Origin of the sequence: Grimontia indica, assembly GCF_000333895.2 — a bacterium.
Lineage (GTDB): Bacteria > Pseudomonadota > Gammaproteobacteria > Enterobacterales > Vibrionaceae > Enterovibrio > Enterovibrio indicus.
Genome location: NZ_ANFM02000049.1, coordinates 1 through 24,043, shown reverse-complemented (window position 1 = coordinate 24,043; position 24,043 = coordinate 1). Strand labels below are relative to the sequence as shown.

Genomic DNA, 24,043 nt, shown 5'->3' with positions numbered 1-24,043 from the left:
TAAAAAATTGAGTAAATCTAGAGGAAATAATTTTAGATGCGTTTAATTACAATAATATTAATTACAATTGTACTATGTGGTTGTGAAGGAAATCATATTAAAGACTCCTTAAAGGGACAGGCCACTTTGCAAAACTCAAGCAAAGAGATAAAACATGGGCCTCGTTTAATCGAGTGGTATGGTTTATCTTTTGAAAGTATCGGTAACAAAAAACTCAGACATAGTTTTAATGAGAGAAAAGTTGATGCTGGCCATCAAGTTTTTTCAGGTAGAAAAGATGTTGTTGGAAAAGTTATTTATAGCTCAAATATTAGTTGGCTAGCCCCAATAGAACCTTCTTGGGAATCCTATTTTACCTTTTCCTTAAATATTCAACCTGGAGAAACATATACACTGCAAAGCGAAGTTAACAATGGCATTGCTATACTATGGGTTGTTAATTCTAAAGGTGATACGGTCATTGAACCTCTCAAAAAGACCATGAAATTAACACCTTGGAGCTCTCGTCAGAATAATAAATGAATAGTAATACCTAAATATACATAACAAGCCAATTAACTTTGCCCCTTCGGGGCCGGACGGCGCAAAGCGCCGCCGGTTATTGGGGCGTTGGTCTCTATGAAATTAGATCGAACTAAAGAGTTACTTCACGGATCAATTAATGAGTTAGAGCCTTACGAGGCTTTGGTTCATATATTGGAGTCGGTGATAGAGCTTGTAAAAATTCCAGGTAACGACTTTTGTTGGTCTTACTGGGAAAACTCAGATGAGGCGGCCAGAGAAATTACAAAATTATTGACCATGGTAAAGTCATATACATTACCGGAGCGAGTTGAGGTTAGTGTTCTGTTTGCGCCCACAGGTCCCCTACAAGAGGTCAGTTTAAGTAGTGGTTGGGCTAAGCCATTTCTTAAAGTCGCAGAGAAATATGATCAAGTAGAGAAGCTATTATGGCCAAACAGTTAACAAGGCCAATCAGCATCGCCCCTTCGGGGCTGGACCTCGCTTCGCTCGGCCGCTGTTGGCGGCGTTAGCCCATCTTCTCAATGAATGTTCTTTGCTTCGAGGATTGGCGAGCTAAACTTGCTTTACATAGCTGGTGATTTGTATCTGGTTTGGTCGCGATTGAAGTTCCATCGGTTTGTGTCCAGTGTCGAAACGGTCACTGTCGCAGTTGAAGTCAAATCCAACGGGTTGCTTCTTGGTTGTTTAAATGAACAACTGTGTCGAGGTCTTGAGCGTCGGTTTGTTTCTAGAGCGGGTTGGCGGCAAGCCGCGAAAGTGCGGAGCAAGGGCTAACAAGCAAATCAACGTGGACGTTTACTCGAGGCGCATTGTTACATAGAAACGCTGTGATTTAGTATTTCAAACAATTTGGGTTAGTAAACGCCCGTTATTAGAACGTTAGCCCTATCAGAGGAAAATAATGAAATCTGCGGTATTAGTTATTGATGTTCAGTCGATTCTGTTCGACCCGGAACCTCAACCATTTGAATCACAAATCGTACTCACCAAAATTAATGAGGTTACGAAATTCGCGCGAGCTAAGTCTGTTCCAGTTATCTTTATCCAGCACGAGCAACCTAAATCTGTTATTGAATACGAAAGTGAAGGTTGGGCATTGCAGTCGAGCTTAATTACACAAACTGGTGACTATATTGTTCGCAAAACAACACCAGACTCGTTCTTAAATACTAATCTTCAAAGTGTTTTGAATGAACTCGATGTAGATAGCTTAATTGTGTGCGGCTACGCCTCAGAGTTTTGCGTTGATACCACCATTCGCAGAGCAGCAGGTTTAGGCTATCCCGTAACTTTGGTTTCGGATGCTCATACAACTCATGATAAGGAACACGCCAGTGGGGCTCAAATTCGAGAGCACCATAATGCTACGTTGCCTAATATTTCGAGTTTCGGTGTCAAAATCGAAGCGGTAGAGGCACACAACCTTTGGACATAGGGCTAATAAGTTGTTATAAGCTACAAGGAAATTTCAGTTTTGAATTATGAAGTACTGGAGCAAACTCCAAGTTCGGAAGAATATTGTCAACTAAGATTGGATGCTGGCCTGTCTGCTAAATCACTTGAAGCGGCACATGTAGGTTTAAGTAACTCGCTTTATACAGTATGTGTTAGAGATTCTAATGGTTTGGTAGGCATGGGGAGAGTTATCGGTGATGGGGCATGCTTTTTCCAGATAGTAGATATAGCAGTCAATCCAAACCATCAGGGTTTGGGTTTAGGTAAGACGATTATGGAGAAAATAGAGTCTTATCTTGAAAAAGCGGCAAATGACGGCTCTTACGTATCACTAATAGCCGACAAACCAGAGTTCTACGAAAAGTTAGGCTTTAATTACACAGCGCCAGAAGCTTATGGAATGTATAAGAGGCTTAGAAAAAGTCGCTTATAACACATATGAGCCCTTCTCCGGTTAATAGCCAATGCTATCGAACAACAAAGCAGTCTACTTTGTTTTTCCTAATCTGAAGTTATCCGAAGTAGACACTATAGAGCTTTAGTTCCAACCCGTTTCTGTCCAAAAACGTTTTAGCTCTAAAACCCACACTCCACCTCAAACGTCATTCGCTCATGCGTATACGGATGATCAAACGACAACTGCTCGGCATGCAGGTGAAGACGAGTATCAGGTTCGCCATAAAGCACATCTCCGACCATGGGCATGTTTAATCCCTTCGAATGTGCGCAGTGAACGCGGAGTTGGTGGGTGCGGCCGGTTTTGGGGTGCATGTAGAGCTTGCTGCGGCCGTTTTTCACTTCAATCAACTGCCAATAAGTGGTGGCTGGTTTGCCGTGTTCAAAGCAAACCAACTGGCGTGGCCTGTCGTCTGGATCGCCACGCATCGGTAAGTTGATTTCACCTTGTTCTTGCTCAATCACACCTTCCACCATTGCGATATAGCGCTTTTCCACACCTCGCGTGATGAACTGTTTTTGCAGGCTTTTGTTTGCGCGACGGGTGAGTGCGAATACCAACAAACCTGACGTCGCCTGATCCAATCTATGAAGCACAAAAGGGCCTTCTACATCCGGGAACATTTCAATCACGCGGGTGTAGGCGGAATCTTTAATCGTCTTGCCCGGCACGGAAAGCATGCCCGAGGGTTTGTTGACCACAACAATCGCTTCGTCCTGATAAACCACTTCCAGTGTTTTATCTTCTGCCCAGTTTTGTTCAAGTGGGTTTGGGTCAACCGTTAAGCCTTCGAGCATGTGCCCAAGGATGGGATGACACTTTCCGTGGCAAGAAGGGTAGAACTTTTTGTGCTGACGCACTTCGGATTTTGGTGACATACCCCACCAAAATTCGGCCATCGCCAAAGGTGTGTAACCGTGTTTGTAAGCGAAGTGAAGAAGCTTAGGTGCAGCACATTCGCCGGCACCAGCTGGTGGTGTTGGGTTGGTGGTAGGCGCAAAGATCGCTTTGAGGGACTTCTCTTCGCCAAGCGCATTGAGGAAACGGTATTGCTCAAACAGCTTATTCTGAAGGGCATTCGAGAGAGTTTTACGTTGCTGTTTCGCGTGCTCGATATCTGTGGTTAATGCACTGAGCTGTGATTCGATAGCATGGATCTTTTCGTCCCACGCCATTTTCAGGTATTTAAGCGTGTTCTTCTCTGCCACGCTTTGCTTTGCCAGATCGTCCAAGGCAGCTTTCAGCGCTTCGCCCGTTAATGTTTCTTCTGCGATTTTACGTTCTTGTTTTCGCGTGGCGCGGCCTTCAATCATTCGCTGGCGTTGCTGCTGTTCTTCTGCCTCGTATTCGATCTGCATTTGAGTAAGTTGAGTACCCAACTGCTCTAACAAAGGATTGGCAGAAAGTGTCGAGACTTGGGTATTTAGCTCAGTGATCGCTTCCAGCTCTGTTCTGAAGAAACACTCTTCCGCCAGCATATCGAATACGGGTGGAACAAAGCGAGGCAGTAAGTTTTGGTCAGCAATTTTTCCGGAGAAGGCACTGAAATAGCCGAGTTCACCTTGTGGTGATCGCACCAGCAGCACACCAAACATTTTGCCAGTGCCTTCGGCAGACTCATCAAGCCTTGGAGCCAGAGCTCCGTCTAAACCGAAATCATGTTGCCAATCTGTCTGCCTTGCGAGGTATTGTTGCAGTTGATCTGCCGCCAGTACACAAAGCGGATGTGGCTGATAGTAAAAAGGAAAGGTAAATGCACCTGGCAGTTCGAACTGCTCTGTCTCGCCTTGAAAGCGGGTGAACAATTCTTCAGGGGTAAACAGCATTTCTTGGTGCATGGTCTTCATCTATCAGCGCCTCGGTTGGGGGCGTGATTTTACCTGTTTAGGTGAGAAAAACCACTTTGCTGTATATCAGTCTCCTGCGGGATGAGGAAAGTTGTCATGTAGGGTATCGCATCGAGTTTATATTAGATATGCAAACGGTTTATCTACGCAGTGTTCGGTCTATTAAGACGAATAAATTATTTTTTGTTCTCGATGTTTTAAATTTATTTTTGTTCGTTTTTTAATTCATCAATTTAGCTTTTACGTTTCTCTCCTGTTATAGCCTCTATTCCAAATCCGATTTGTCTTCTTTTCCGCTAAAGCCAACACTGATTTCATCAAAATAAAACGCGAAGGGAACAAGTCATGATTAATTTAGATGCGTTGGTTTCAGCCGTTCATTTGAGCGTGACCAAAGCGAATCAGGCGCTGCAAAACGAAAACCAGGAACTCATCAGCCGGTTTTTCGACGAAGTCCCGAGCAACAACTCAGGTCTACTTGGCAGCGCTGAATCTCCCGCTGAGCCAGACCGCACTGCGTATCGTCCCAAGTACGTGACCATCGAATATCCGACTGATACCCCAGACGGACTTCAGAACCTAGCGGTTGATGTTCCGTTGCTCACTTTGGTTCCTGTAGCAAGCCCAAGGGTTAGCGAAGTGAAGTTTAAAACCCATTTAGAAGTGAATGTGAATGAAACGAATGCATTGGAAGTGTCGTTCGTTGGAAATAAATCAGGCGGCTTATTTAAAGCTGATAAAAACCCAAATCATATGGCGGAACTGGAAATTACCATTAATGCCGATGAGCCACCTGAAGGATTAAGGAAATTAATTGAAGGTTATGACAGAGCACTAAGAGCACAGATACCCGGTTAATTGGGTCTGGCTTAATTTTGCAATTATTCATCAAGTAGGAGAAATACCATGCCAGACGTCAGCACAGGACCAGCACTGGTCTCGATGGCCCAACAATTCGCGGGATTGCCTATGCGCGCTTTGATTGGTGGCCCACTCAACGCCGCAGCACAAGCCAACAGCATGATGGCAGTGACGCAAACCAAATTTATGTTGGATACCTGCTTCACCAAGAAGTCAGATACCGAAGACAAAGGTAAAGACACGCTCGAACCGATTATGGTGACCATGCAAATCACCCGTGGCGTGATTTCTGAGGGCGAAGCCAAAGAAGGTGAAACGCCTGAAGTGAGTGTTACCAACGTTACGACAGAGTTTGATGTTCCCCTTTTGACGATTGTTCCGCTCAACTCTCTCGGTGTTGATAACGTGCAAGTGGATTTTGAAATGGAAGTGAAATCCAGCTATGCCGATGAATCCTCACAATCCACATCGAGCAAAACCAGCGAGGAAGGGAGCTTCTCCGCCAAACTGGGCGAAGGCTGGTGGTCGGTGGAAGTGAAAGGCAGTATCAGCCATGACAGCCAATCGGCGTCTTCACAAAAATCGTCCTACCAGAAAAGTAACAACGCCAAGTACACGGTGAGCGTGCATGCCGGGCAACTTTCATTGCCACAGGGTGTGACGACCATTATTCAGGCGTTTACCAACAGCATCAGCCCAATCACCTTGGGATCGGCGAAATCGTCAGATAAATCGTAGCGAATGAGAGTTCGCAGCCATGTTTCTACCCGGCTGTTTGTGCGCCGGAGCCGTTGGCTCTATGAGCAGCCGGGCTTTTTACCAAAGGGAGAGAATAGATGAAAAGCCATTTACCGTGTCCTGACTGCCAGAGCAGCATCTCTTTTGATCTTCACATGTTGCTGTCGGGCACGTCTTTCTCATGTCCTCGTTGTAATCTGACGTTCAGCTTGGACCCTTGCAGCAAGCCGCAACTAACCAAAGCGGTCGAAGGGTTTGCCGAGCTTCAAAGACTCAACAACGAAGCGAATAACACATCAACCCAAGTCATGGGAGGTTGATATGAACCGTTACAGCAGCTCCACCAAATTGCTCTTTGCCGTGCCACTCTGCGCCATGCTGATTTCTGGGTGTACTAAACAGGAAGGTGATACGGATGAAATGATCTTGGGTGCGAATCCGCCATTGAAAACCGGTTTGGTTGTGCGGGCAGGGCAATGCTCAGCCACTGCCTTTAAAAATGGCAGTGGGGTTCACGTTGCCAGTGATGGTGACACCATTTCCGGCCTAAGCGTGAATTGCACCACCAATACCAGCAACAAAGCGGCCTATTCCAATTACCTAACCGGGATTGGCGGTTACAGCCAATATTGTGTTTCGACGGTCGCCGGGCTGAACAAAGTGGGTGCGACGGTGGTTAAAGACCCTATTCCCGGTAACCCAGAGCATTGCCTGTTATCGGGTAAGGCGAGCAAAATTGCCACTAAGCTGACTAAATATCCCTAGAATCAACAGGAAGATAAAACAAACGAGGTTTAATCCAATTGATTAAACCTCGTTTGTTTTATTCCAAAAAGAGGAACCTATTTATTCCCGGTTTTCCCCCTCACCAGCAATGGCCGCCCAACACATCATCACGCTATTGAAGCTGCTGTAGAACCCACATCGCTTGTAAATAATGCCAGACCAATTGCCACGAACGGAGTCTGGGATTAACTCTCCGTTGGCAGTGTGTGTGACCACAATGGGGTCGGAGACATTGCGAACAAACGCATAATCGACACCTGCTAATTCGGCTTGATGGGCAATTACAGCGTCATCCATTTCCAGAAAGCAGTAGGGATCGCTGGGTTCTTTCCCTTCGATGAAGTAATAGTCAGTGGTGAGTAAGGGCTGACCTTTGCTGACTTTAATTTGTGCCTGCTTTAGGTTGGCAGGGTCAAGCGGTGCATTGATCAAATCTTGATAGATATAAGTAGGCTGGTTATCACTCTGGTCGCCTTGCGGGTCTTGGTTGAGCTCGGTAATGGCGTCGTCGATCGTGCTGTTATTCCAAACCTGATCCATGGCGAACATCAATGCATGCTGGGTTGATGCGTATAGTGACGTTGAAGGAAACCAGGATTCGCAGGTAAAGGTGTGGTGGTTGTATGGGCAGCCTTCATTTTCAGGTTTCGCCAGCAGTATGTGAGCTTTGTTGGTGACGATGGCCCCACCCAACATATCCGTGATTGATCCACCTCCCGCTGTGCCTGTCGAAATGATGCGTTTGGCTTCTGATTTGCGGAGCAGAATGTCGGTCATGGCTTCAAGGCCAGAAAGCCAAGGTGGATGAGCAAGGTGGACTTGGGATTTGACCAACAACACCCGTTGTTGCTGGTTATCCGCGCCGTTCACGCTGACCAATTGGAAATAGAAGATAGGGGGATTTTCAGGGGATTCGCAGTAAGGTGAGACTTCGTGATTGTCAGCGTAACCGAGCCAGTTTTTCCGCCAATCTCTATCTTGTGGAAAGCGTTCCTGATGGCTGTTCAGCATGACATGATCGAGCGCGGACCACTCAGCAGAAGTCCAGGTTACCAACACAATATCGGCTTTTGGTAACTCGCTAGGCTCAATGTGGAGGGGAGTAGGGGACGCTTGGTTAATCAATCTCCAATCCACCACAGGCAAAGGAATCGTGTTTGAAGCGGCGGTCAAAATCTGGGGAGTGCTTATATTGATATCAGTATAACGAGACATGGTTTTATCTCCTTTTATAGCATCAGAATGAGTGTGCACTCTTTGAGTTGGACGGTATGGATTAGTGAAGCATCTGCACTTTGTTGGCTGGAAAGCGCCAACTGCCAGCCTTCACAATCGCCGTCAAACCGATTGAAGGTCATCGCTCCGTTTGGGTTGTAAGTGAAGAAATACGGATACTGGCTGATGTCGTAGAAAGTCTGAACATTGGACAGGCTTAACATCTCCTCAGAGGCTGGTTCATTCAGCACAGGGTGGGAGCCGAGTTCAATGCTGTCCATGAAGTGGTCAATATTGACTTTGTGGTACTTCTCATTGGTTTTGATAAAGAAGTTCTCCGCGCCAAGGCGGAAGAAAGCAAACCGCGTCCAACCTTGCGCCCAGGTAGCTGACCACACTTTCTGTGCATAAAGCGCTGAATGTGCGGGAGCGACTATTTGCATCTTCATGACATCGCCCGTGTTTTTGTTGTATGCCACGAAGAAAACATCATTGCGATAATACAAAGGCTGAACTGTGGTGAAGCTCTTGCCAACGCGAATGCCTGTGACCGGGGTAATGGTGAGCTGTTTATCGTCGAATCGGTAAAACTGTACGCATTCAGAATCTGGGTGGTAACTCAGCAGCCAAGGCTGGCCACCAAAATAGAAACTATGAAGTTGAGCGATGGGAGAGTCGACGGCAATAGTGGCCTCTTGCTTGAAGTAGGTCTCTGTTTCAACGTCATAGGTTTTGCAGACGATGAAAGTAGCCGGTTCCGGTTGAACGAATATCGAAAACGAGGTGCCATTGGCCTCGAGGCTGGTGCTGGCTGTAATGGATTGGCAATGGGTTCCTATCGGGACTTTGGGTAGGTTCACCAATTGCAGTGAGTTGTCCGGTTGAACCGTGATTTCAATGAGCGCTTGGGTATTCATGGCTCGTTCCTTATTGCTAGCTGTAGTAGATACGGAATATTTTTATTGGATCAGTCTCTTCTGACGTTGTGCTAAGTGGAAAGGCGCACGTCCAGCGCCTCTCCCAAAGAAACTGCAATGCCGTTGTCGTCTTCACTGAAAAGCGGCGAGATATTGGTAATGTCGTGGAATGCCTTCATCACTGTGCGACATTCATTAGCTTCAAGGTATTGGAGAATGTTGGCAGGCCAGCGCAAGGCATCAGAAGCGAACCATATGATGCCGTAGTCTTGCTGCATTACTACGATGACTTCGAACAGGTTCTTATTGCTTCCCATCTGCTCGTTGCATAAATCCAAAAGGTCGATAGCGAGCTTTTTTTTGTCTGCCAGTAAGCTTTCAGGCCAAGTCCAAATCAATACGCCCACATACAACTCATGCCAGTCGACAGCTTCGCCGGACAAGTAGTACGGAGTCTTCCAATTGAACTGAGAGGCGCCGGGATAGGCGATGGGGAAATCAGAAAAACTTGCCGGCATGTCGCCAGTATCGAAGTTGAAAACGGTTTGGTGAAGCGAGGAATAGGCGCGGCCCGCGACGGTTCGGTGCGAGGCATCAAAGTACGTTTGCTGGGAAGGATAACCCACCAGTGCGATTTCGTTGGGAAGTCTATTTTTAGGGCAATCGGTGGGCTGAGGCACAACGGCGGGGTAATACATCCTGAGTCCCATCGGCGACATTAACTGCACCGTGACCGGAATGAAAATCTGTCCCAGCTTACTTAGGAAACCCTCGATATCATCCTGATACTGCAAACTGCGATAGCCTTGCCAAACGCGAATGCCATTGGGTGTCATCAGCTTTGTCTTCATATCTATATCCATACAGCCTGAATGCGAGAATCTTCAGGTCGTTTGGGTATGCACCCTTGCCTGGCTTCGATAAACGCACAGAAAACAACAGTATTGATAGCCCTCAATTAAGAAGACAAATCCAATTTGTTATACCCCTTATAACGTGTTCATACCGCTTTGGGAGTCTGCAAACTTATTTGGAATATGTATCCAGAACGTGACATTGGGTGTATGACTCTAATACTACACTCTGTTCGATGGGTGGTTTGGGTTGAAGGTGATAGAGCCACAGAAATGATTTCAGACAAAAACAAGAAATAAACAGCGTCAGACAATTTGAGCACGAGGAATAGACAATGATGCATTTGGATCCAAAGCTATTTCGGGCATTCAAAGCTGTCGCTGAATCCCGAAGTTTCAATGACGCTGCTGAGATAGCTGCCATGACACAGGCGAACATCAGCAAACATATCCGCAGTTTGGAAGAGCAGGTGGGGTATGAATTATTTATTCGAACGCCCAAATGCCCAGTGATGACAGATGCGGGTAAAAAGCTCCTTCAGCACATCAAAAACCTAGAAGATCTCAATAGCGATTTCTCGTTGGAAGTCGAAACCGACTTCAATCAAATTGAAGGTGTTGTGGCCTATGCCATGCCGCCGTCATGTTTGCTCTCTCCTCACTTTCCCATGTTGTTGGAACGGCGATTGGATTACCCAAGACTGGAAATCGATTTAACCCTGATCCACAACAGCCAGGTGTTCGACAAAGTGCTGTCCAGTCAGGTTGATTTTGGCTTTGTGACTGAGAAAGTTGACCATCCTAGGCTGGAGTATTTCAGCTTCTGTCAGGAAGAATATGTGATGGTCTGTGCGCCAACCTGCGACGTTTCAGAAATCAACGAAGAAAACGTACTCGAATACAACTACATCGAATATCCGGGAATGGATGTGTATTTCAATTTCTGGCGCAGGCATTTCTTCCCTCATTTGCACTCGGTGAGCGATCTCTCGGTGCATTTTGCCGGCCGGATTAACAGCATTGAAGGCGCGATATTAATGGTGCTGGGTGGCTTGGGAGTGTCAGTGTTTCCCCGCCATTGTGTGCAGCAATATATCGATAACGGGCAAATGCTTGAATGTCAGTTGGGTTCGACGGTTTCGGATCCGCTGTTTAACGATATCTACATCATCAAGCTCAACACCTTTAATCAACCTAAACGGGTAGATAAGGTGATTTCCTGGTTTATGGATATTTCGAAAGGCAGCCATCATTGATGAAACAAATAAAAAAGGTGTGCTTAAATTGCACACCTTTTTCACTGAAAGCTCCAAGCCTAGCTAGGCAAACTCCCTATCTGCTCGCCCATCTCCATTAGCTTATTGAGGAGCCTCTCACCGTCAGCACGCAGGCCATTGTGCTCATATTCATTGGTGATCCAAGCGCGGCTGTTTGGAACGCCTTTCAGGGTTTCGCGTGAGTAATCCATTTCGACATACATGTCATCCGCATAAACAGCGCAGGTGACAGGAACGGTATTGGTAGCCAGTTTTTCAACATCATAGAGTGCAGGCCAGTCTGATTTTGTCGCCAGTGCTTCTGCCGCCTGTTTGAGCGGTAGCAAGTTTTGCATTTGGTCGAACATCCACGGATAAACCATCTCGCCGGTAAACAGGAAAGGTTTGCCCGGTTCGTAATTAAACTCGGCGTATTCCGCATTGCGAATGCGGTGTGCAGACCAAACTGATGCTTCGCCCTGATTGTAAATCGGCTCATGCAAGAAAGCGTAAATCGGATTGGTCTGGTAGCTTTGTTCCGTCAACATGGCCTGCAGGAAACTGACACTCAGCACTTTGCCTTGGGCGGTTTCAGTGAAGGCTTCTTCCAACAGGTAGTACATTGGCAGATTGGCACCGCTTCGGCCCAAATTGATGCCAATTTGTTGGAACTGTTCAACGGTAAAGGTTTGGCCGTTTGGCAGTTTCACATCGCGGGTTCGTAAGAACTCAGCAATTTCTGCGCAACGTCTTTGTGCGGATGGAAACTGGTCAAAGAAGGCTTTGTTTTTGTCTAACACACGTTGATAGGTGGCACGGTACACATCATCAGCATGACGGGTAAGAGAAGGCACACCGCCTGTGATGTATACGCGATGCAGGCTTTGAGGATAAAAAGAAAGGTAAGTCAGTGAGCAAAAACCACCAAAGCTCTGACCCAGAATTGACCATTGCTCCGCCCCTAATGCTTCACGAATGGCTTCAGCATCACGAACGATGTTGTCTGCTCGGAACTGGCTGATGTATTCCACTTGCTTCGCGTCGTCCATATGACTCAACGTCTGGTGAGTCAACGGCGAACTCATGCCTGTACCGCGCTGGTCCAGCAGTAATACACGGTGATCCTGTAGGGCGCGTTTCAGCCAGCCACTTTTTGAATCAGGACGCGGAGACGGAAATCCTGGACCACCCTGAAAGTAAACCAGCCAAGGCAGATTGGCGTCTGCTTTGGATAATTCCACCACTTCACGGGCAAACACGGTGATGCGAGTGCCATCTTTCTCGCTGTAGTTGAGCGGCAGGTCGAATTGGTGTTGACGAAAAAGCACGCCACTGTCGATAAAAGATTCTTGCATAACCTGTGTTCCTTGTCGTGAAGGGGAGAAGAGGCTGTCAGGAGACAGTTGAGACAGCGCTGGTGGAGTTATCAGCACTCAATTCGGACGCCAGAATGAGTTTAGCTAAGGTATCGCGAGATTTGCTTTTACTTGCGTCACTAAATTTAATGCCGAGTTGAACACCCTCGCCATTGCTGGTCACGTTCATGACCGTTCCTTCAAATTCCACGGGGTGATCAAACAGCGCATTGATGACAAAGCCAATGGTTTCACCTTCATCAATGAACTGGCTGTTGGACACGCGAATGGCACAACCGCTCAGCGAAAAGTCAGACAGCTTAGCCAAGGCTTTACGTCCATCAATAATGAGATGAACAATACGCGAAACAGCATATCTGGCATCAGAACGCATGCGGTGGATGCTCACTTGAGGTGGCAACGCTATCGCAATCATTTTCTCCGGGCGGTGTAATACGCTGAGAATATGAGATTTGAACGCAAAGATTTCACCGTAGCGTGATGAGGTTAACCCCCGCACAACCGCTTGCATGCCAGATGTGTCAGTCAGCAGCTTCGAGAGCTCAGGATCAGTGGGCGTTTCCAGCAGGATGTACTTTTTCTCGCGATATCCGATAAGGCGCGAGGCTCCACCAAACGCTTTGATCTTGTCTTTGTACCTAAGCTCGAAAGTCAAAGGCGTTCCAACAGGCAGCGTTGGTAGGAATGCTGAAGGTGTAAGAATATCAGTGGTTTTCATGTTTCAAATAGAGCAGTTGATGCGCATCGCTTATTTGGATGTACCTAAGCCATCTTCTTCTTAATGTTGCGACGCATAGTGTAGTGCACTGATGGTGAGGGTTAATGAAGATTTAGTCAATAGATTGAGGTGCTGCACAGAAATACATATTTGTAGTGAATAATCAGCAGGTTACTTAATTATTTGGTTGCTGAATGAGAGCGTTTGTTTTGTTAGTTTTTATGATTGTCGGGTTTTTCTTCGGCAATCGAACAAACGCCATTCTGGCAAGGCTCACATTTAGAACGGCCAGTGAAGAGGTATGAGATTTTGTAGCGGTTTCTGGCGAAGAAAAGATAGGCTTTGTCTGCAAACCAGCGGATCACAGGTAAACGCAATAGGCCTATCCATCGTTTCTTGCCGACAAGCGACCAAGCTTTGTGGGTGACATCTAGCCCTAATAGCAAAGTACCATCGCTCAATTTTCCATGCAAAATTCTGCTGGCTTCCATGGGGTCGATATCTGGAAACCGGGATTTGAAATCCGGCGCAAGGATATCTTCAAACTTCAGGCTTTCCTCTTGGTTAAGCGCGCGCAACTGATCCATTTCAGCCACGCAGAGTGGACAACTGCCATCGTAGAAAAGGGTGAAGGTCATCGGAGTACTCATGTTTGACTAATTTACTTTACAGTACGGCCTTGATTTCAAATCGGATCGCCATAATATCATCGTAAGAAGAGTAGAAAAAAAGAGCAAAAGAGCAAAGGAGAAAAGGAATGGAGTTCTATCAGGCGTTTTTAACATTAACCTTAGTGCACTTGTTAGGTGCCGCCTCACCGGGTCCAGACTTTGTGATGGTATCGCAGCAGTCTCTCGTTCACGGCCGTCGTGCCGGTCTCCTTGTCAGCCTCGGAATTGCTCTCGGACTTTCTGTTCACATTATTTACTCCTCTATTGGCCTCGCGACCGTGATCAGTGAATCCTCGATGGTACTGACGGTGATGAAGTATCTGGCCGCGGCCTATCTGATTTATCTCGGCTGGAAGGGGATCCGCAGCAAAGCCGCGGTAGGTGATGACGAGCAAAACGTGAATGTGAAGCCACGCTCCGCATCCAAGCTGATTTCAATGGGCTTTGTGTGTAACGCGTTGAATCCGAAAGCGCCGCTTTACTTCCTCTCTGTTTTCACTCTGGTGCTGTCGCCAGAAATGCCAGTGATTGAATTATTCCTGTTGGGTGTATGGATGATGTTCATCCAGCTGGTTTGGTTTGGCTCGGTGGCGTTGGTACTTTCCAAACCTACCGTGCAGGCCAAGTTTAAGCGCATCGGCCACTGGGTTGATCGTGTACTTGGCTCAGTGATGTTGGCATTTGGTGTGAAGTTGCTGTTTACCAGTACTAAATAACCACTTTGTATCTCAAAGAAAAACGCCTTGCATTGAGCAGGGCGTTTTACTTTTCTAACTGAGGAACTTCAATCAGTAAGGCGCTGTACCACGGATTGGGTAGTTGTTATCTGGATTACGAATCCATGCAAGACCATTGACCAGCGTTTCCACATCAGGGCGAACGAATGGGTTATTGGAAATATCGACGACTTGCACTGTACCTTGCTCGTTAATCACGAACAGCCCAGGCTCGGCAAAGTTGTGGTCAGTTTCCTGCTCTGAACGTGGAAGAGAAACCCAAAGACCCAGCTCTTTCATTTGCGCTTCAGATAAGCCGTATGCAAGCGGGAAGGACACTTCCAAGCGTGTCATGTGCTCTTCAAGTTGAGCGCTGCTGTCGCCAGATGCGGCAACAATATCGATGCCAATATCCGCCAGTTTCTCTTTGTAATCTTCAAGATGGTTCAGGTAGCGCGTACACATTGGACAGTGACGACCACGGTAAATCACCACCATTTGCCAGGTTGCTCCCTCGCGCGGTTTGCCAAGTGTATGTTCACCGCCTTCAAGATCTTTCAGCGTTATTGATGGGAATTCGCTTCCCGCAGCCAGTTTGTTTGTATATGCCATTTTCTAGCCTCCCAGTTGTGATTCCAAGTGCGCTTTAAAGCGGATCTTGTCGTTTTCTGTGTCCGGATTTTTCATCACATCAAAACACGCGAATGTGTCCAAAGCTTCCATGTCGAAGAAGCGGAAATTAAGGTGCATTGGAAGGAACATGTCATCAACCCCTTTGCCTTGCAGCAGCCATTGGCTTTCATCATCAAACGCATCTTTCGGCGCGTTGTAAGTCAGAGAAAGCATGTACTTCTTGCCGCCGAGGGTTCCGCCAGTACCGTATTGATCGTCGGTATCGCGATGGCGGCCGTCGCCAGCGCAAAGTTCACCACCCATACCCGCAGTGTAGACTTCGTCCATGTACTTTTTCATTTTCCATGACACGCCCATCCAATTGACCGGGGATTGGAGGATAACAACGTCAGCCCATTGGTGTTTTTCGATTTCTTCTGCCACCTCATAGTCTTCGCATGAAGACAATATTACGCTGTTACCTTGTGCTGTAAGTGTCTCAGAAGCCACATCTACCATGGCTTTGTTCAAGTTACCTTCAGAGAACGGATAGTAGTGGTGACCGTTGATAACCAGAATGTTCATTACTGCCTCTTTCCATGCATTGTTGTGTTCGTTTCGCATACTTTGCTAATCTAGGTTACTACTGTCAACCAGTATACTTTTAGTAACCATTTGGTGAGAAATTGCTAAATTGAGAAAATATCAGTGAGATTCAGAAGGTAAGATAGGGCTGTAATTTATGAGGTGCGGCTGATCTTTGGTGATGATTATTGCAATAACAACACTTAGCCAAAGGTCAACAGACCGTAACAACTAGACTAGACGCAGTGGGCCACACATTGATTCGCCTTTGCGACTTTTGATGTGTTAACTCAGTCAGTCACTAAGGAAAGCTATGGCAGACAATAAAAACAAGGTTCTGGTGCTGTTTGCGCATCCTTCGCAACGGCGATCAGAAGTGAACGCTCCGCTTTATAAAGTGGCGCAATCGGTAGAAGGGGTAACGACGGTTGACCTTTATGGTGAATATCCCGACTACCACATCAATATCGATCTGGAACAAAAACGTCTGCTTGAGCACGATGTGGTGATTTTCCAGTTTCCTCTCTATTGGTATTCCACCCCGTCCATTTTGAAAGAATGGCAAGATTTGGTGTTGGAATATGGCTTTGCCTATGGATCGAAAGGTACGGCACTACGTGGAAAACAGTTCTTGTGTGCCATCACTGCTGGTGGCATGGAAGAAGCCTATAAAGCGGATGGTTTTAACCACTTCAAAATCCGTCAATTACTTGCTCCCATGGAGCAAATGGCTTGTCTGACGGGTATGAATTATCTTGCCCCTTACGCACTGTTTGGTTCCCGAACCGCAGTGGAAGACGACAAGGTTGGGCGGCACACTTCAAGTTACGAGTTGCTTTTAAAAGCATTCGTGAGTGGAAGAGTAGACCTTGAAAAAGCAGCGGCGAGTGAAAAAATCACCGCTACTAATATTGAACATGTGCTCAAGGAAGGTGAGTCATGACAGGCATTTTTCTACAGGCATTTATTTACCTGATAGCTGCCGTTGTTGCAGTGCCTATCGCCAAAAAGCTGGGTTTGGGTTCTGTGCTTGGTTATCTGATTGCCGGTGTGGTGATTGGCCCCGTGATTGGTCTGGTGGGTGATGAAACCACCACCATTCAGCACTTTGCAGAGTTCGGCGTGGTGATGATGCTGTTTTTGGTGGGCTTAGAGCTTGAACCCAAAATGTTGTGGTCAATGCGTAACAAGCTACTTGGCTTGGGTGGTTTGCAGGTTGGTCTCACAGCAGCCATTGTGATGGGTATTGCGCTGGCGCTGAATCAGGTATGGAGCGTCGCGCTGGCGATTGGTCTTATCTTCGCGCTGTCTTCCACCGCCATCGTGCTGCAAACCTTTAATGAAAAACGCCTGACCAAAACGGAAGGTGGGCGAAGCGCATTCTCAGTATTGCTGTTCCAGGATATCGCTGTTATCCCAATGTTGGCGTTTATCCCGCTTCTGGCGTTGCCGGAGTTGGTTGAGCAGGCACAATCTGCAGCCGCGGCTGCGGCTGATCATCATGAAGAAATGAGCCTGGTGGCTGGGCTTCCCGGCTGGGCATTGGGCTTGGTTATCTTGGGTGCCATTGCCGGTGTAGTGGTTGGCGGACACTTCCTGAGTCGACCATTGTTCCGCTTTGTCGCAAGCTCAGGGCTACGCGAAATATTTACCGCGACTGCTTTGATGCTGGTGATTGGTATCGCCGCGTTGATGAGCTTGATTGGACTTTCTCCTGCACTAGGAACATTCCTTGCGGGTGTGGTGCTGGCGAACAGTGAATTCCGCCATGAATTGGAATCCAACATCGAGCCGTTTAAAGGCTTGTTGCTTGGCTTGTTCTTTATCACGGTCGGTGCGGGCATTAACTTCGGCATTCTGTTTGATGATTTCTTTGTCATCATTGGTTTGACTGTAGGCTTGATGGTACTGAAGGCAGCAATCTTGTTTATTCTGTCGCTGATTTTCCGCATCAAAGGAACGGCACGTTGGCTGTTTACGTTGAGCCTTGCGCAAGCGGGTGAGTTTGGTTTTGTTCTGTTGAGCTTTTCTATGCAGAACCATGTGTTGCCGATGGACGTTGCTCAATTGCTGTCTTTGGTGGTCGCAATTTCGATGTTCCTGACTCCGGGTCTATTCATTCTTTATGACAAAGTGATTCTGCCGCGCTTCGAGAAAAGCGCGAACGATCGTGAAGCCGATGAAATTGAGGAACAGGGCAGCGTGATCATCGCGGGTGTTGGTCGCTTTGGTCAGATTGTGAACCGACTCCTCACAGCAAATGGCGTGAAGACAGTCGTCCTTGATTACGAAGCGGCGCAAATTGAAAATCTTCGTCAAATCAATATTAAGAGCTACTTCGGTGATGCCACTCGTCCTGAACATCTTCACACGGCAGGTATTGAAGAAGCAGCGATACTCGTGGTGTCGATGGATAATCAGGAAACCACGACGGAACTGGTGGAATACGTTAAACAGACCTATCCACATGTGAAGATTCTGGCTCGTGCTTTTGACCGTGGTCATGCTTATATGCTGCGCCATGCAGGAGCCGATTACGTGATCAAAGAAACGTTTCTTTCCGCGTTGGAGCTTGGTGCGGAAGCACTCCGTTCATTGGGTGAGCACCCGTTCGTGGTTGAACAGCACAAGGCCACGTTCAGACGCGTCGAGAATGAAAGTTCGCAGAAGCTGTTTGAAACGTGGAAAGGTGGTGATGACAGTAAGAGCTACGATACCCATTACCAGCATCTGTTTATCCAACTTGAAGAAGCCATTCGTGACGCGATGAACGAAGACAGAATGGATCGTCACAGCATGACAGAGCGTGAGTGGACACCACCGCCAAAAGATTACCTCGACGACTTCAACGATGACGCTGAAGACAAATCCGAGGAAAAGCCAGCCTGATGCTACTGGTCCCGTTTCGTGATGAGAACGCGCCACAGCTTTGCGATTGGATAAGAAGTGCCCGGGATAACTTCCTATGGGGAGGCCCGGCCTTCGAATTCCCTTTGCAGGTTGAGAAAGTACGCGAACACATTGCGAAAAAGGAGCTGACTCCTTATCTGGTGATGCATGACGGCATTGCTGTTGGCTATATCGATATTTACCGGGTTTCGAAGTCGGAAGTGCGTTTATGTCGGGTGTTGATTGCCGACACATCTGCGCGTGGTAAGGGGCTGGGGAAACAATTGGTTTCACTGGCGCTTGATGTGGTGAGCGAAGATCCAAAAATTCGCACTGTGTCGCTGGCCGTATTCGCGCATAACGAGGTGGCGGTTCGCTGTTACACATCTTTAGGTTTTGAGCTACTTTCGGATGAAACAAAAATACGTGAGTTTCAGGGAGAGGACTGGACTCTCTACCGGATGACAAAACAGATCGCTTAACGGCGCAGCGTGGTTAGAAAAGCCAGACATTCTGTATAGGATGTCTGGCTTTTTGCTTTCTATTACAGCGGGTTATCTCGATATGCTGTCAGGGTAAATAATCACCTAAATAGCGATAAATTTGTGATCTTGGTTCATTAAATGGATCGATTGGCAAACTTTGATGAAGAAAAAGATTGTGCGATATCAATTTCTGAATACGATGCGCGCCATTCCACAGTCAACGGCAAACTGCCTGAAAAGGTAGGACGCAAAGCTTCCGGTCTAAGAGTGATTTGATTATCACTTACGATAGCGGGGCCGCCATTTTCGACAGCCTGTATTCAGGACTGAAAATGTTCCGATGCGAAAGTTTGTCCGTGCTTGGTTAACAAAACAAAAATAGCCATTAGGAAGCACACAAATGCTCAAACTCAAAACCACTCTCCTGCCTGTCGCGGCAGCGCTTTTCAGCGCAAGTGTTATGTCCCACGGTTACATCAGTGCCAAAGACGGTGGCATTGCTGCTGGCCGTGCGGCGCTTTGCAAATACGGTACGCCAACCGGCGAGCAGAACGCTGCGTGTGGTCAGGTTCAATGGGAACCTCAAAGTGTTGAAGGCCCAGAAGGCTTTCCTGAGTTCGGTCCTGAAGATGGCAAAATCGCCAGTGCTGGCTTAATTCAGTTTTCTCCGCTTGACGAACAAACCGCATCGCGCTGGGTAAAGCAGCCAATCAAAGCGGGTATGAACGACTTCGAGTGGACCTTTACGGCGAACCACGTTACTCGTAACTGGGAATACTACATCACGAAAGCAGATTGGAACCCGAACCTGCCACTGGCGCGCAGCACCTTCGATCTGAGCCCTTTCTGTGTGGTGGAAGGCAACATGCAAAAGCCGCCGAAAACCATGCTGCACAGCTGTGATGTGCCAGAGCGTGAAGGCTACCACGTGATTCTGGCGGTATGGGATGTGGGCGACACTGCTGCTGCGTTCTATAACGTCATTGACGTCCAATTTGAAGGTGACCTACCAGTATTGCCAGAGTGGACGCAAGGCGGCCAAATCAACCCAGGTATGAACCTAACGAAGGGCGATGTGGTATTTACCCGTGTGTTTGATTCAGAAGGCGAGCGCCCAGAGCTATCGACCCGTCTGGAAATCGACAGTGAGAAAGCAGGTGAAGCGAATTCCTGGTCTTACAATCTGGCGACCAAAATCAACCAAACAAATGAGAACATCCAAGCGGGTCAGCGTGATGCCAATGGTGCGTTTAACCCGGTGTTTGGTGCAAACCCAATCTACCTGAAATCAGCCAGCGGTTTGACCCGTGTAGAAGTGGGCTACGAGATTGAATCCCCTGAGCCGGAATACACGGTGACCATTGATGGTGTGGCGCAGGAATATGTGATTCGTGATGGCAAAGTAGCGCTGGATCTGGCTGTGACGGCTTCTGGCGATCTGACCGTTGAAATGACAGTTTATAACCATTCGCAGGAAGCACTGGCTTACGAAAAACTGTCCCTGGCTGATGGCACATCGACCGCTGTTGATATGGTGCTGGAAAACGCAAAAGCCGGTCACCATATGCTGGTATCCCGCGCAAAAGATGCTGAAGGCAATCTGGTCGACCAACAAATGTTTGACTTCTTCCTGCTGGAGCAAGGCGAGCAATGTGGCACAGACCCTGAAGCTGGTAACCACCCAGCTTGGTCAAATGCGACGACGTATACTGGCGGTGAGAAAGTCAGCTTCAATGGCTTGGTATGGGAAGCGAAGTACTGGGTTCAGGGCGCTACACCGGACTCAAGTGATGCGTGGAAACTGATCAGTCAAATGCCAGTGTCGTGGACATCAGGTAAAGCGTATCTGGCGGGTGAGCAAGTGATCTTCGAAGGTCGTCTATATCAGGCAAACTGGTGGGTAAACAACAGCCCAGCCTCTGCACCAGAAGCGTGGAGTGACAAAGGCGCTTTCGACTGCGAATAAGCGGCATAACGAAAAGAACATAGAAGCAAAAAAGAAGCCCGGTGCGGGGGACTGCATCGGGCTTTTTCTTATGTGAGTGCTGTAGTTAACGGTTTAACGCTAACACTCAATCATGAAGCTTTTTATGCAGCTTCTCGATCAAGGCTTTCAGCTCGCTTGCCGCAAGTTTACTGAACTCTTTTAAATTCGCACCGTTGTGTTCGGTGTCTTCAATGATGGCTTCAAGGTTGTCGATCATCAAGTGCTTTTGACGTTCTTCCTCCTCTTGTGCGGCGAGCTCCAACTGAGACAAGAGTCTGCGTGCGCGGTTGATCTCTTCAACTAGCTCGTCGTAAGACATTTTTGTATCTGGCATGGTTTCCTCCTAGCTCAGCAAAATCAGGAACAACGGAATAACAAAGAAGACGAAGAGTATGTAGCCAACGGCATAGAGTTTGTTTTCGGCAGCAAGGTTGCCTAGCCATGCTGCAGCCCTGAGTGGGATTTCCCGTAAGAACGGCAACCCGAATATCACTAACACCCCGAGGACGTTGTAGACAAGGTGTACCAAGGATATTTGCAAGGCAGCATTGGCGAGATCACCACTGACCGCCGTAGCGGCAAGTAAGGCTGTCACACAGGTACCAATGTTGGCACCGAGTGTGAAGGGATAGATATCGCGGACTTTAAACACACCAGAGCCGACTAAAGGCACCGCAAGGCTGGTAGTGGTTGAGCTCGACTGAACCAGAATGGTGATGATGGTGCCGGAGAAAATGCCGGTAACAGGACCACGGCCAATCGCGTTATGCAGGATTTGCTTGGCTTTACCTACCATGGCAACTTTCAGGAGTTTGCCGATAAAGGTGATAGAAACGAAAATCAAACCAATGCCCAGCAAAATCATGGCCACGCCACCCCAAGGGTCGCCCAGGACTTCCATGGCACCTTGAACTGATTTGATAATCGGCTTGGTGATGGCCTTCATAAAGTTAAGGTCACCCATACTCATACCATCGGTGCTGGAAAGAGGGGCTACCATCCATGCGCTTATCTTCTGAAGGAACCCAGTTGCTATCTCTAAAGGCAGGAAGATAACCACGGAAATAAGGTTGAAGAAATCGTGGACCGTGGCGGCAGCAAATGCGCGCTTAAATTCTTCCTTGTCACGCACATGACCGAGACTTACCAAGGTATTGGTGATAGTAGTACCAATATTCGCCCCCATCACCATGGGGATTGCAGTAGCGACGGGAAGACCGCCTGCCACCATCCCTACGATGATAGATGTCACTGTGCTGGAGCTTTGAATGAGTGCGGTACAAACCGTACCAATGATGAGTGCTGTAAAGGGGTTTGAAGCAAACTCGAACAGTTCTTTCGCCTGTCCGCCTGTCGCCCATTTGAAGCCTGTTCCTATCATGCCTACTGCTAGCAGGAGCAAGTAGACGAGTGCAACGATTTTTAGCCATACGATGAAACTGACAGGCTTCTCCGCCTGCTGATGCACAGCTTCTATTTGTGCCATAGTTCTATCCCTAGTCAACTGAGTTGTTATGTTTTCCAGAGCCAAAACTAGGAGAGGTGTATGAAGCTATTCTTACACTTCGGAGGCGGAACGGTGAAAGGCGTTTTAATGTCTTTAACTCGAGACGATGAGGGTTGCTGCAACAGGCTTTTTTCTTGTCACCACTCAATATCAATAGGTGTTCCCACTTTCACCAGACTTAAAAACTCATCCATTTCCTCGTTATCGATGGCAATGCAACCATCCGTCCAGTCTTTGCCCCGTTTAATACTGGGATGAGGGCCGTTACCATTTTTCTGTCCGTGGATCATAATCTGTCCGCCAGGACTAAAACCCAGCTTTTCGGCGCGTTTGCTATCGGTTTCGTTGGGGTAGTTAATGCGGATTGAACGGTAGAAGCTGGATTGTTCGTTAATCAGGTCGAGGAAATAGCGGCCTTCCGGCGTGCGTTTGTCACCTTCGCGGAGTTTGTGGCCTTTTGGGTTTGCTCCGAGGGAAATGCTGTACCAACGGACGATTTTATTACCCTGAATCAGATACATCTTGCGGGCAGACTTATCGACTTTCACCAAGTCGATCTTATGCTCGGTTTCCATTCCATTGGCTGAGAAAACCAGACTGCACAGCAAAGCTAAGCCCAGTGCTCTGAACAACGATTTCATAGCATCCCTAAAATTTAAGTGTTCCATTTCATTATTGGTGACAACACCGGAAAAGTCGCAACAACAAGCCCGTAAGCCAATTATTTAAACGGCATGGCGTGTCGAAAAACAGTAAAACAAGGGATACCGGAAAGGTGGTGTGTCAGAAGTGATATTCAGCCCCATCAGCGGGATGGGGCTCTCAAACTGGTAATGACGCGAGCGTTTTATTCCGCGAGGATATCGATGCAGCTATCCCAGGTCTTCTTGGTAACCGCGTCATGAGAAGAGGATTTCTTGTATACCGCGTCAATCACTTCATAAGGCTTGGTGGCTTTGTAGCTTGCAAATACCATGTAGGCATCAAGCTTGGGCGCGCCAGCTTGTTTGAGATCATAAGCACCACCAGCCACTAAAGACTTCTGCGCGCAGAAGCTTGCGACGTTTAGGCGCTCTGCAGGTATATTGGCGACCTTTACGGCACATTGATCGAAGAGGTCGACGGAATAATCCCACGCACTGGTGAAATCTGCAGCGTACACATCTTCCACCAAATTGAGTTTGATTTGCGCAGCAGTACCTGAAGCAAATCGGTCAATCTGGGATTGTTTAGGTTGGTCCTGTAACTTCTGAGAGGCGACAAGGTAAGCCATATCCGCCAGCTCAGCGCAGTAAGACATCTGAACCGTTTCTTTATTGGAATAAAGCTGAATGGGCTTACTGGGTTCTGGCTGGTTGGTACAGGCCGACAGCGTGGAGATAGATAAAATCAGAGTGAGCAGAGAACGAGTCGGTGCCATCATACATCCTTATTGACTGCGTCGATTCGGGACAACAAAACAAGCGGCCAGTATATCCAGATTTTATTGGTCCTTTTTGTTTTCAAATTGAGAACTAAACACCGTAATCTCTGGATAAAGCGATATACCCAAACAACCTGAAGATGCTCGCATTCAGAGGTCATCA

General features: G+C 47.5%; 27 protein-coding genes and 1 riboswitch. Of the genes, 14 read left to right on the top strand and 13 right to left on the bottom strand.

All coding sequences use genetic code 11. The features are described 5' to 3' along the window. Nucleotides 1-36 precede the first annotated feature (36 nt). The 4 genes from D515_RS22245 (at nt 37) to D515_RS22230 (ending at nt 2,413) form a co-directional block, all read left to right on the top strand. On the top strand, nt 37-522 hold the full coding sequence (locus tag D515_RS22245; RefSeq protein WP_039850526.1) for a hypothetical protein: 486 nt from the start codon (nt 37-39) through the stop codon (nt 520-522). 96 nt (nt 523-618) lie between these two features. Continuing rightward, complete coding sequence (locus D515_RS22240; RefSeq protein ID WP_039850525.1) at nt 619-966, top strand: hypothetical protein; 348 nt, start codon at nt 619-621, stop codon at nt 964-966. A 460-nt stretch (nt 967-1,426) separates the two neighbouring features. After that, entirely contained in the window at nt 1,427-1,960 is a 534-nt protein-coding gene (locus tag D515_RS22235) for a cysteine hydrolase family protein (RefSeq protein ID WP_002541870.1), read from the top strand. A 39-nt stretch (nt 1,961-1,999) separates the two neighbouring features. Further along, nucleotides 2,000-2,413 (top strand): GNAT family N-acetyltransferase, encoded by a 414-nt coding sequence (locus tag D515_RS22230; protein ID WP_002541868.1) that lies wholly within the window; start codon nt 2,000-2,002, stop codon nt 2,411-2,413. Between the two features lie 143 nt (nt 2,414-2,556). Here D515_RS22230 and D515_RS22225 read toward each other — a convergent pair whose 3' ends face one another. Beyond that, nucleotides 2,557-4,275 (bottom strand): RluA family pseudouridine synthase, encoded by a 1,719-nt coding sequence (locus tag D515_RS22225; protein WP_039850538.1) that lies wholly within the window; start codon nt 4,273-4,275, stop codon nt 2,557-2,559. Between the two features lie 354 nt (nt 4,276-4,629). On the opposite strand from D515_RS22225, the gene D515_RS22220 reads away from it, so the two are divergent. The 4 genes from D515_RS22220 to D515_RS22205 all read left to right on the top strand — a co-directional run bounded on the left by D515_RS22220 (nt 4,630) and on the right by D515_RS22205 (nt 6,648). Further along, nucleotides 4,630-5,142 (top strand): DUF2589 domain-containing protein, encoded by a 513-nt coding sequence (locus tag D515_RS22220; RefSeq protein ID WP_002541865.1) that lies wholly within the window; start codon nt 4,630-4,632, stop codon nt 5,140-5,142. Between the two features lie 48 nt (nt 5,143-5,190). Continuing rightward, nucleotides 5,191-5,883, top strand: coding sequence for a DUF2589 domain-containing protein (locus D515_RS22215; RefSeq protein WP_002541864.1), 693 nt, complete (start codon nt 5,191-5,193; stop codon nt 5,881-5,883). Between the two features lie 98 nt (nt 5,884-5,981). Next, complete coding sequence (locus D515_RS22210) at nt 5,982-6,203, top strand: transcription initiation factor IIE subunit alpha family protein (protein ID WP_002541862.1); 222 nt, start codon at nt 5,982-5,984, stop codon at nt 6,201-6,203. Nucleotide 6,204: 1 nt separating this feature from the next. Next, nucleotides 6,205-6,648: a hypothetical protein gene (locus D515_RS22205; protein WP_002541861.1), complete on the top strand. Its 444-nt coding sequence runs from the start codon at nt 6,205-6,207 to the stop codon at nt 6,646-6,648. A gap of 81 nt (nt 6,649-6,729) precedes the next feature. Here the strand turns inward: D515_RS22205 and D515_RS22200 are convergent, their stop codons facing one another. The 3 genes from D515_RS22200 to D515_RS22190 all read right to left on the bottom strand — a co-directional run bounded on the left by D515_RS22200 (nt 6,730) and on the right by D515_RS22190 (nt 9,652). Then, nucleotides 6,730-7,884, bottom strand: coding sequence for a hypothetical protein (locus D515_RS22200; protein WP_002541860.1), 1,155 nt, complete (start codon nt 7,882-7,884; stop codon nt 6,730-6,732). Between the two features lie 14 nt (nt 7,885-7,898). After that, nucleotides 7,899-8,801 carry a hypothetical protein gene (locus tag D515_RS22195; protein WP_002541858.1) on the bottom strand — a complete coding sequence of 301 codons (903 nt, stop codon included), beginning with the start codon at nt 8,799-8,801 and terminating at the stop codon, nt 7,899-7,901. A 71-nt stretch (nt 8,802-8,872) separates the two neighbouring features. Next, nucleotides 8,873-9,652 carry a hypothetical protein gene (locus tag D515_RS22190; protein WP_002541857.1) on the bottom strand — a complete coding sequence of 260 codons (780 nt, stop codon included), beginning with the start codon at nt 9,650-9,652 and terminating at the stop codon, nt 8,873-8,875. A 338-nt stretch (nt 9,653-9,990) separates the two neighbouring features. Here D515_RS22190 and D515_RS22185 point away from each other — a divergent pair, with 338 nt between their 5' ends. Beyond that, complete coding sequence (locus D515_RS22185; protein ID WP_002541856.1) at nt 9,991-10,911, top strand: LysR family transcriptional regulator; 921 nt, start codon at nt 9,991-9,993, stop codon at nt 10,909-10,911. A 59-nt stretch (nt 10,912-10,970) separates the two neighbouring features. Here D515_RS22185 and D515_RS22180 read toward each other — a convergent pair whose 3' ends face one another. From D515_RS22180 to D515_RS22170, 3 genes are all read right to left on the bottom strand, one after another. Beyond that, a complete protein-coding gene (locus D515_RS22180; RefSeq protein WP_002541855.1) occupies nt 10,971-12,266 on the bottom strand; it encodes an alpha/beta fold hydrolase in 1,296 nt (431 codons plus the stop codon). Between the two features lie 37 nt (nt 12,267-12,303). Beyond that, nucleotides 12,304-13,005, bottom strand: a complete 702-nt coding sequence (locus D515_RS22175; RefSeq protein WP_002541854.1) for a PilZ domain-containing protein — start codon at nt 13,003-13,005, stop codon at nt 12,304-12,306. Between the two features lie 212 nt (nt 13,006-13,217). Continuing rightward, nucleotides 13,218-13,643 (bottom strand): thiol-disulfide oxidoreductase DCC family protein, encoded by a 426-nt coding sequence (locus tag D515_RS22170; RefSeq protein ID WP_002541853.1) that lies wholly within the window; start codon nt 13,641-13,643, stop codon nt 13,218-13,220. Between the two features lie 119 nt (nt 13,644-13,762). Here D515_RS22170 and D515_RS22165 point away from each other — a divergent pair, with 119 nt between their 5' ends. Continuing rightward, the gene (locus D515_RS22165; protein ID WP_002541851.1) at nt 13,763-14,392 is read left to right on the top strand and encodes a LysE family translocator; all 630 of its coding nucleotides are present in this window, start codon (nt 13,763-13,765) and stop codon (nt 14,390-14,392) included. A 72-nt stretch (nt 14,393-14,464) separates the two neighbouring features. On the opposite strand, the gene D515_RS22160 is transcribed toward D515_RS22165, so the two are convergent. Beyond that, nucleotides 14,465-15,004, bottom strand: coding sequence for a peroxiredoxin family protein (locus D515_RS22160; protein WP_002541850.1), 540 nt, complete (start codon nt 15,002-15,004; stop codon nt 14,465-14,467). Between the two features lie 3 nt (nt 15,005-15,007). After that, a complete protein-coding gene (locus tag D515_RS22155; protein WP_002541848.1) occupies nt 15,008-15,589 on the bottom strand; it encodes an NAD(P)H-dependent oxidoreductase in 582 nt (193 codons plus the stop codon). A gap of 313 nt (nt 15,590-15,902) precedes the next feature. On the opposite strand from D515_RS22155, the gene D515_RS22150 reads away from it, so the two are divergent. The 4 genes from D515_RS22150 to gbpA all read left to right on the top strand — a co-directional run bounded on the left by D515_RS22150 (nt 15,903) and on the right by gbpA (nt 20,929). Beyond that, nucleotides 15,903-16,532, top strand: a complete 630-nt coding sequence (locus D515_RS22150) for an NAD(P)H-dependent oxidoreductase (RefSeq protein ID WP_002541847.1) — start codon at nt 15,903-15,905, stop codon at nt 16,530-16,532. Further along, nucleotides 16,529-18,478, top strand: a complete 1,950-nt coding sequence (locus tag D515_RS22145) for a monovalent cation:proton antiporter-2 (CPA2) family protein (protein ID WP_002541846.1) — start codon at nt 16,529-16,531, stop codon at nt 18,476-18,478. The genes D515_RS22150 and D515_RS22145 overlap by 4 nt, the downstream gene beginning before the upstream one ends. Then, nucleotides 18,478-18,960: a GNAT family N-acetyltransferase gene (locus D515_RS22140; protein WP_002541844.1), complete on the top strand. Its 483-nt coding sequence runs from the start codon at nt 18,478-18,480 to the stop codon at nt 18,958-18,960. Before D515_RS22145 ends, D515_RS22140 begins: the two co-directional genes overlap by 1 nt. A 215-nt stretch (nt 18,961-19,175) precedes the next feature. Further along, nucleotides 19,176-19,268: riboswitch (cyclic di-GMP riboswitch) on the top strand. Between the two features lie 95 nt (nt 19,269-19,363). Beyond that, nucleotides 19,364-20,929: an N-acetylglucosamine-binding protein GbpA gene (gene gbpA / locus D515_RS22135; RefSeq protein ID WP_002541841.1), complete on the top strand. Its 1,566-nt coding sequence runs from the start codon at nt 19,364-19,366 to the stop codon at nt 20,927-20,929. A 106-nt stretch (nt 20,930-21,035) separates the two neighbouring features. On the opposite strand, the gene D515_RS22130 is transcribed toward gbpA, so the two are convergent. The 4 genes from D515_RS22130 to D515_RS22115 form a co-directional block, all read right to left on the bottom strand. Continuing rightward, nucleotides 21,036-21,284: a hypothetical protein gene (locus tag D515_RS22130; protein WP_002541839.1), complete on the bottom strand. Its 249-nt coding sequence runs from the start codon at nt 21,282-21,284 to the stop codon at nt 21,036-21,038. 9 nt (nt 21,285-21,293) lie between these two features. Beyond that, nucleotides 21,294-22,436, bottom strand: coding sequence for a Na/Pi symporter (locus D515_RS22125; RefSeq protein ID WP_002541838.1), 1,143 nt, complete (start codon nt 22,434-22,436; stop codon nt 21,294-21,296). A 158-nt stretch (nt 22,437-22,594) separates the two neighbouring features. Then, on the bottom strand, nt 22,595-23,098 hold the full coding sequence (locus D515_RS22120) for a L,D-transpeptidase family protein (protein WP_002541836.1): 504 nt from the start codon (nt 23,096-23,098) through the stop codon (nt 22,595-22,597). A gap of 206 nt (nt 23,099-23,304) precedes the next feature. Beyond that, complete coding sequence (locus D515_RS22115) at nt 23,305-23,877, bottom strand: hypothetical protein (RefSeq protein ID WP_002541835.1); 573 nt, start codon at nt 23,875-23,877, stop codon at nt 23,305-23,307. Between the last annotated feature and the right edge of the window lie 166 nt (nt 23,878-24,043).

Excerpts from the sequence above, each read along its gene's own strand:
- D515_RS22245 (WP_039850526.1), top strand. The coding sequence starts at position 37 with ATGCGTTTAATTACAATAATATTAATTACAATTGTACTATGTGGTTGT.
- D515_RS22240 (WP_039850525.1), top strand. The coding sequence starts at position 619 with ATGAAATTAGATCGAACTAAAGAGTTACTTCACGGATCAATTAATGAG.
- D515_RS22235 (WP_002541870.1), top strand. The coding sequence starts at position 1,427 with ATGAAATCTGCGGTATTAGTTATTGATGTTCAGTCGATTCTGTTCGAC.
- D515_RS22225 (WP_039850538.1), bottom strand. The coding sequence starts at position 4,275 with ATGCACCAAGAAATGCTGTTTACCCCTGAAGAATTGTTCACCCGCTTT.
- D515_RS22220 (WP_002541865.1), top strand. The coding sequence starts at position 4,630 with ATGATTAATTTAGATGCGTTGGTTTCAGCCGTTCATTTGAGCGTGACC.
- D515_RS22215 (WP_002541864.1), top strand. The coding sequence starts at position 5,191 with ATGCCAGACGTCAGCACAGGACCAGCACTGGTCTCGATGGCCCAACAA.
- D515_RS22210 (WP_002541862.1), top strand. The coding sequence starts at position 5,982 with ATGAAAAGCCATTTACCGTGTCCTGACTGCCAGAGCAGCATCTCTTTT.
- D515_RS22205 (WP_002541861.1), top strand. The coding sequence starts at position 6,205 with ATGAACCGTTACAGCAGCTCCACCAAATTGCTCTTTGCCGTGCCACTC.
- D515_RS22200 (WP_002541860.1), bottom strand. The coding sequence starts at position 7,884 with ATGTCTCGTTATACTGATATCAATATAAGCACTCCCCAGATTTTGACC.
- D515_RS22195 (WP_002541858.1), bottom strand. The coding sequence starts at position 8,801 with ATGAATACCCAAGCGCTCATTGAAATCACGGTTCAACCGGACAACTCA.
- D515_RS22190 (WP_002541857.1), bottom strand. The coding sequence starts at position 9,652 with ATGAAGACAAAGCTGATGACACCCAATGGCATTCGCGTTTGGCAAGGC.
- D515_RS22185 (WP_002541856.1), top strand. The coding sequence starts at position 9,991 with ATGATGCATTTGGATCCAAAGCTATTTCGGGCATTCAAAGCTGTCGCT.
- D515_RS22180 (WP_002541855.1), bottom strand. The coding sequence starts at position 12,266 with ATGCAAGAATCTTTTATCGACAGTGGCGTGCTTTTTCGTCAACACCAA.
- D515_RS22175 (WP_002541854.1), bottom strand. The coding sequence starts at position 13,005 with ATGAAAACCACTGATATTCTTACACCTTCAGCATTCCTACCAACGCTG.
- D515_RS22170 (WP_002541853.1), bottom strand. The coding sequence starts at position 13,643 with ATGACCTTCACCCTTTTCTACGATGGCAGTTGTCCACTCTGCGTGGCT.
- D515_RS22165 (WP_002541851.1), top strand. The coding sequence starts at position 13,763 with ATGGAGTTCTATCAGGCGTTTTTAACATTAACCTTAGTGCACTTGTTA.
- D515_RS22160 (WP_002541850.1), bottom strand. The coding sequence starts at position 15,004 with ATGGCATATACAAACAAACTGGCTGCGGGAAGCGAATTCCCATCAATA.
- D515_RS22155 (WP_002541848.1), bottom strand. The coding sequence starts at position 15,589 with ATGAACATTCTGGTTATCAACGGTCACCACTACTATCCGTTCTCTGAA.
- D515_RS22150 (WP_002541847.1), top strand. The coding sequence starts at position 15,903 with ATGGCAGACAATAAAAACAAGGTTCTGGTGCTGTTTGCGCATCCTTCG.
- D515_RS22145 (WP_002541846.1), top strand. The coding sequence starts at position 16,529 with ATGACAGGCATTTTTCTACAGGCATTTATTTACCTGATAGCTGCCGTT.
- D515_RS22140 (WP_002541844.1), top strand. The coding sequence starts at position 18,478 with ATGCTACTGGTCCCGTTTCGTGATGAGAACGCGCCACAGCTTTGCGAT.
- gbpA (WP_002541841.1), top strand. The coding sequence starts at position 19,364 with ATGCTCAAACTCAAAACCACTCTCCTGCCTGTCGCGGCAGCGCTTTTC.
- D515_RS22130 (WP_002541839.1), bottom strand. The coding sequence starts at position 21,284 with ATGCCAGATACAAAAATGTCTTACGACGAGCTAGTTGAAGAGATCAAC.
- D515_RS22125 (WP_002541838.1), bottom strand. The coding sequence starts at position 22,436 with ATGGCACAAATAGAAGCTGTGCATCAGCAGGCGGAGAAGCCTGTCAGT.
- D515_RS22120 (WP_002541836.1), bottom strand. The coding sequence starts at position 23,098 with ATGAAATCGTTGTTCAGAGCACTGGGCTTAGCTTTGCTGTGCAGTCTG.
- D515_RS22115 (WP_002541835.1), bottom strand. The coding sequence starts at position 23,877 with ATGGCACCGACTCGTTCTCTGCTCACTCTGATTTTATCTATCTCCACG.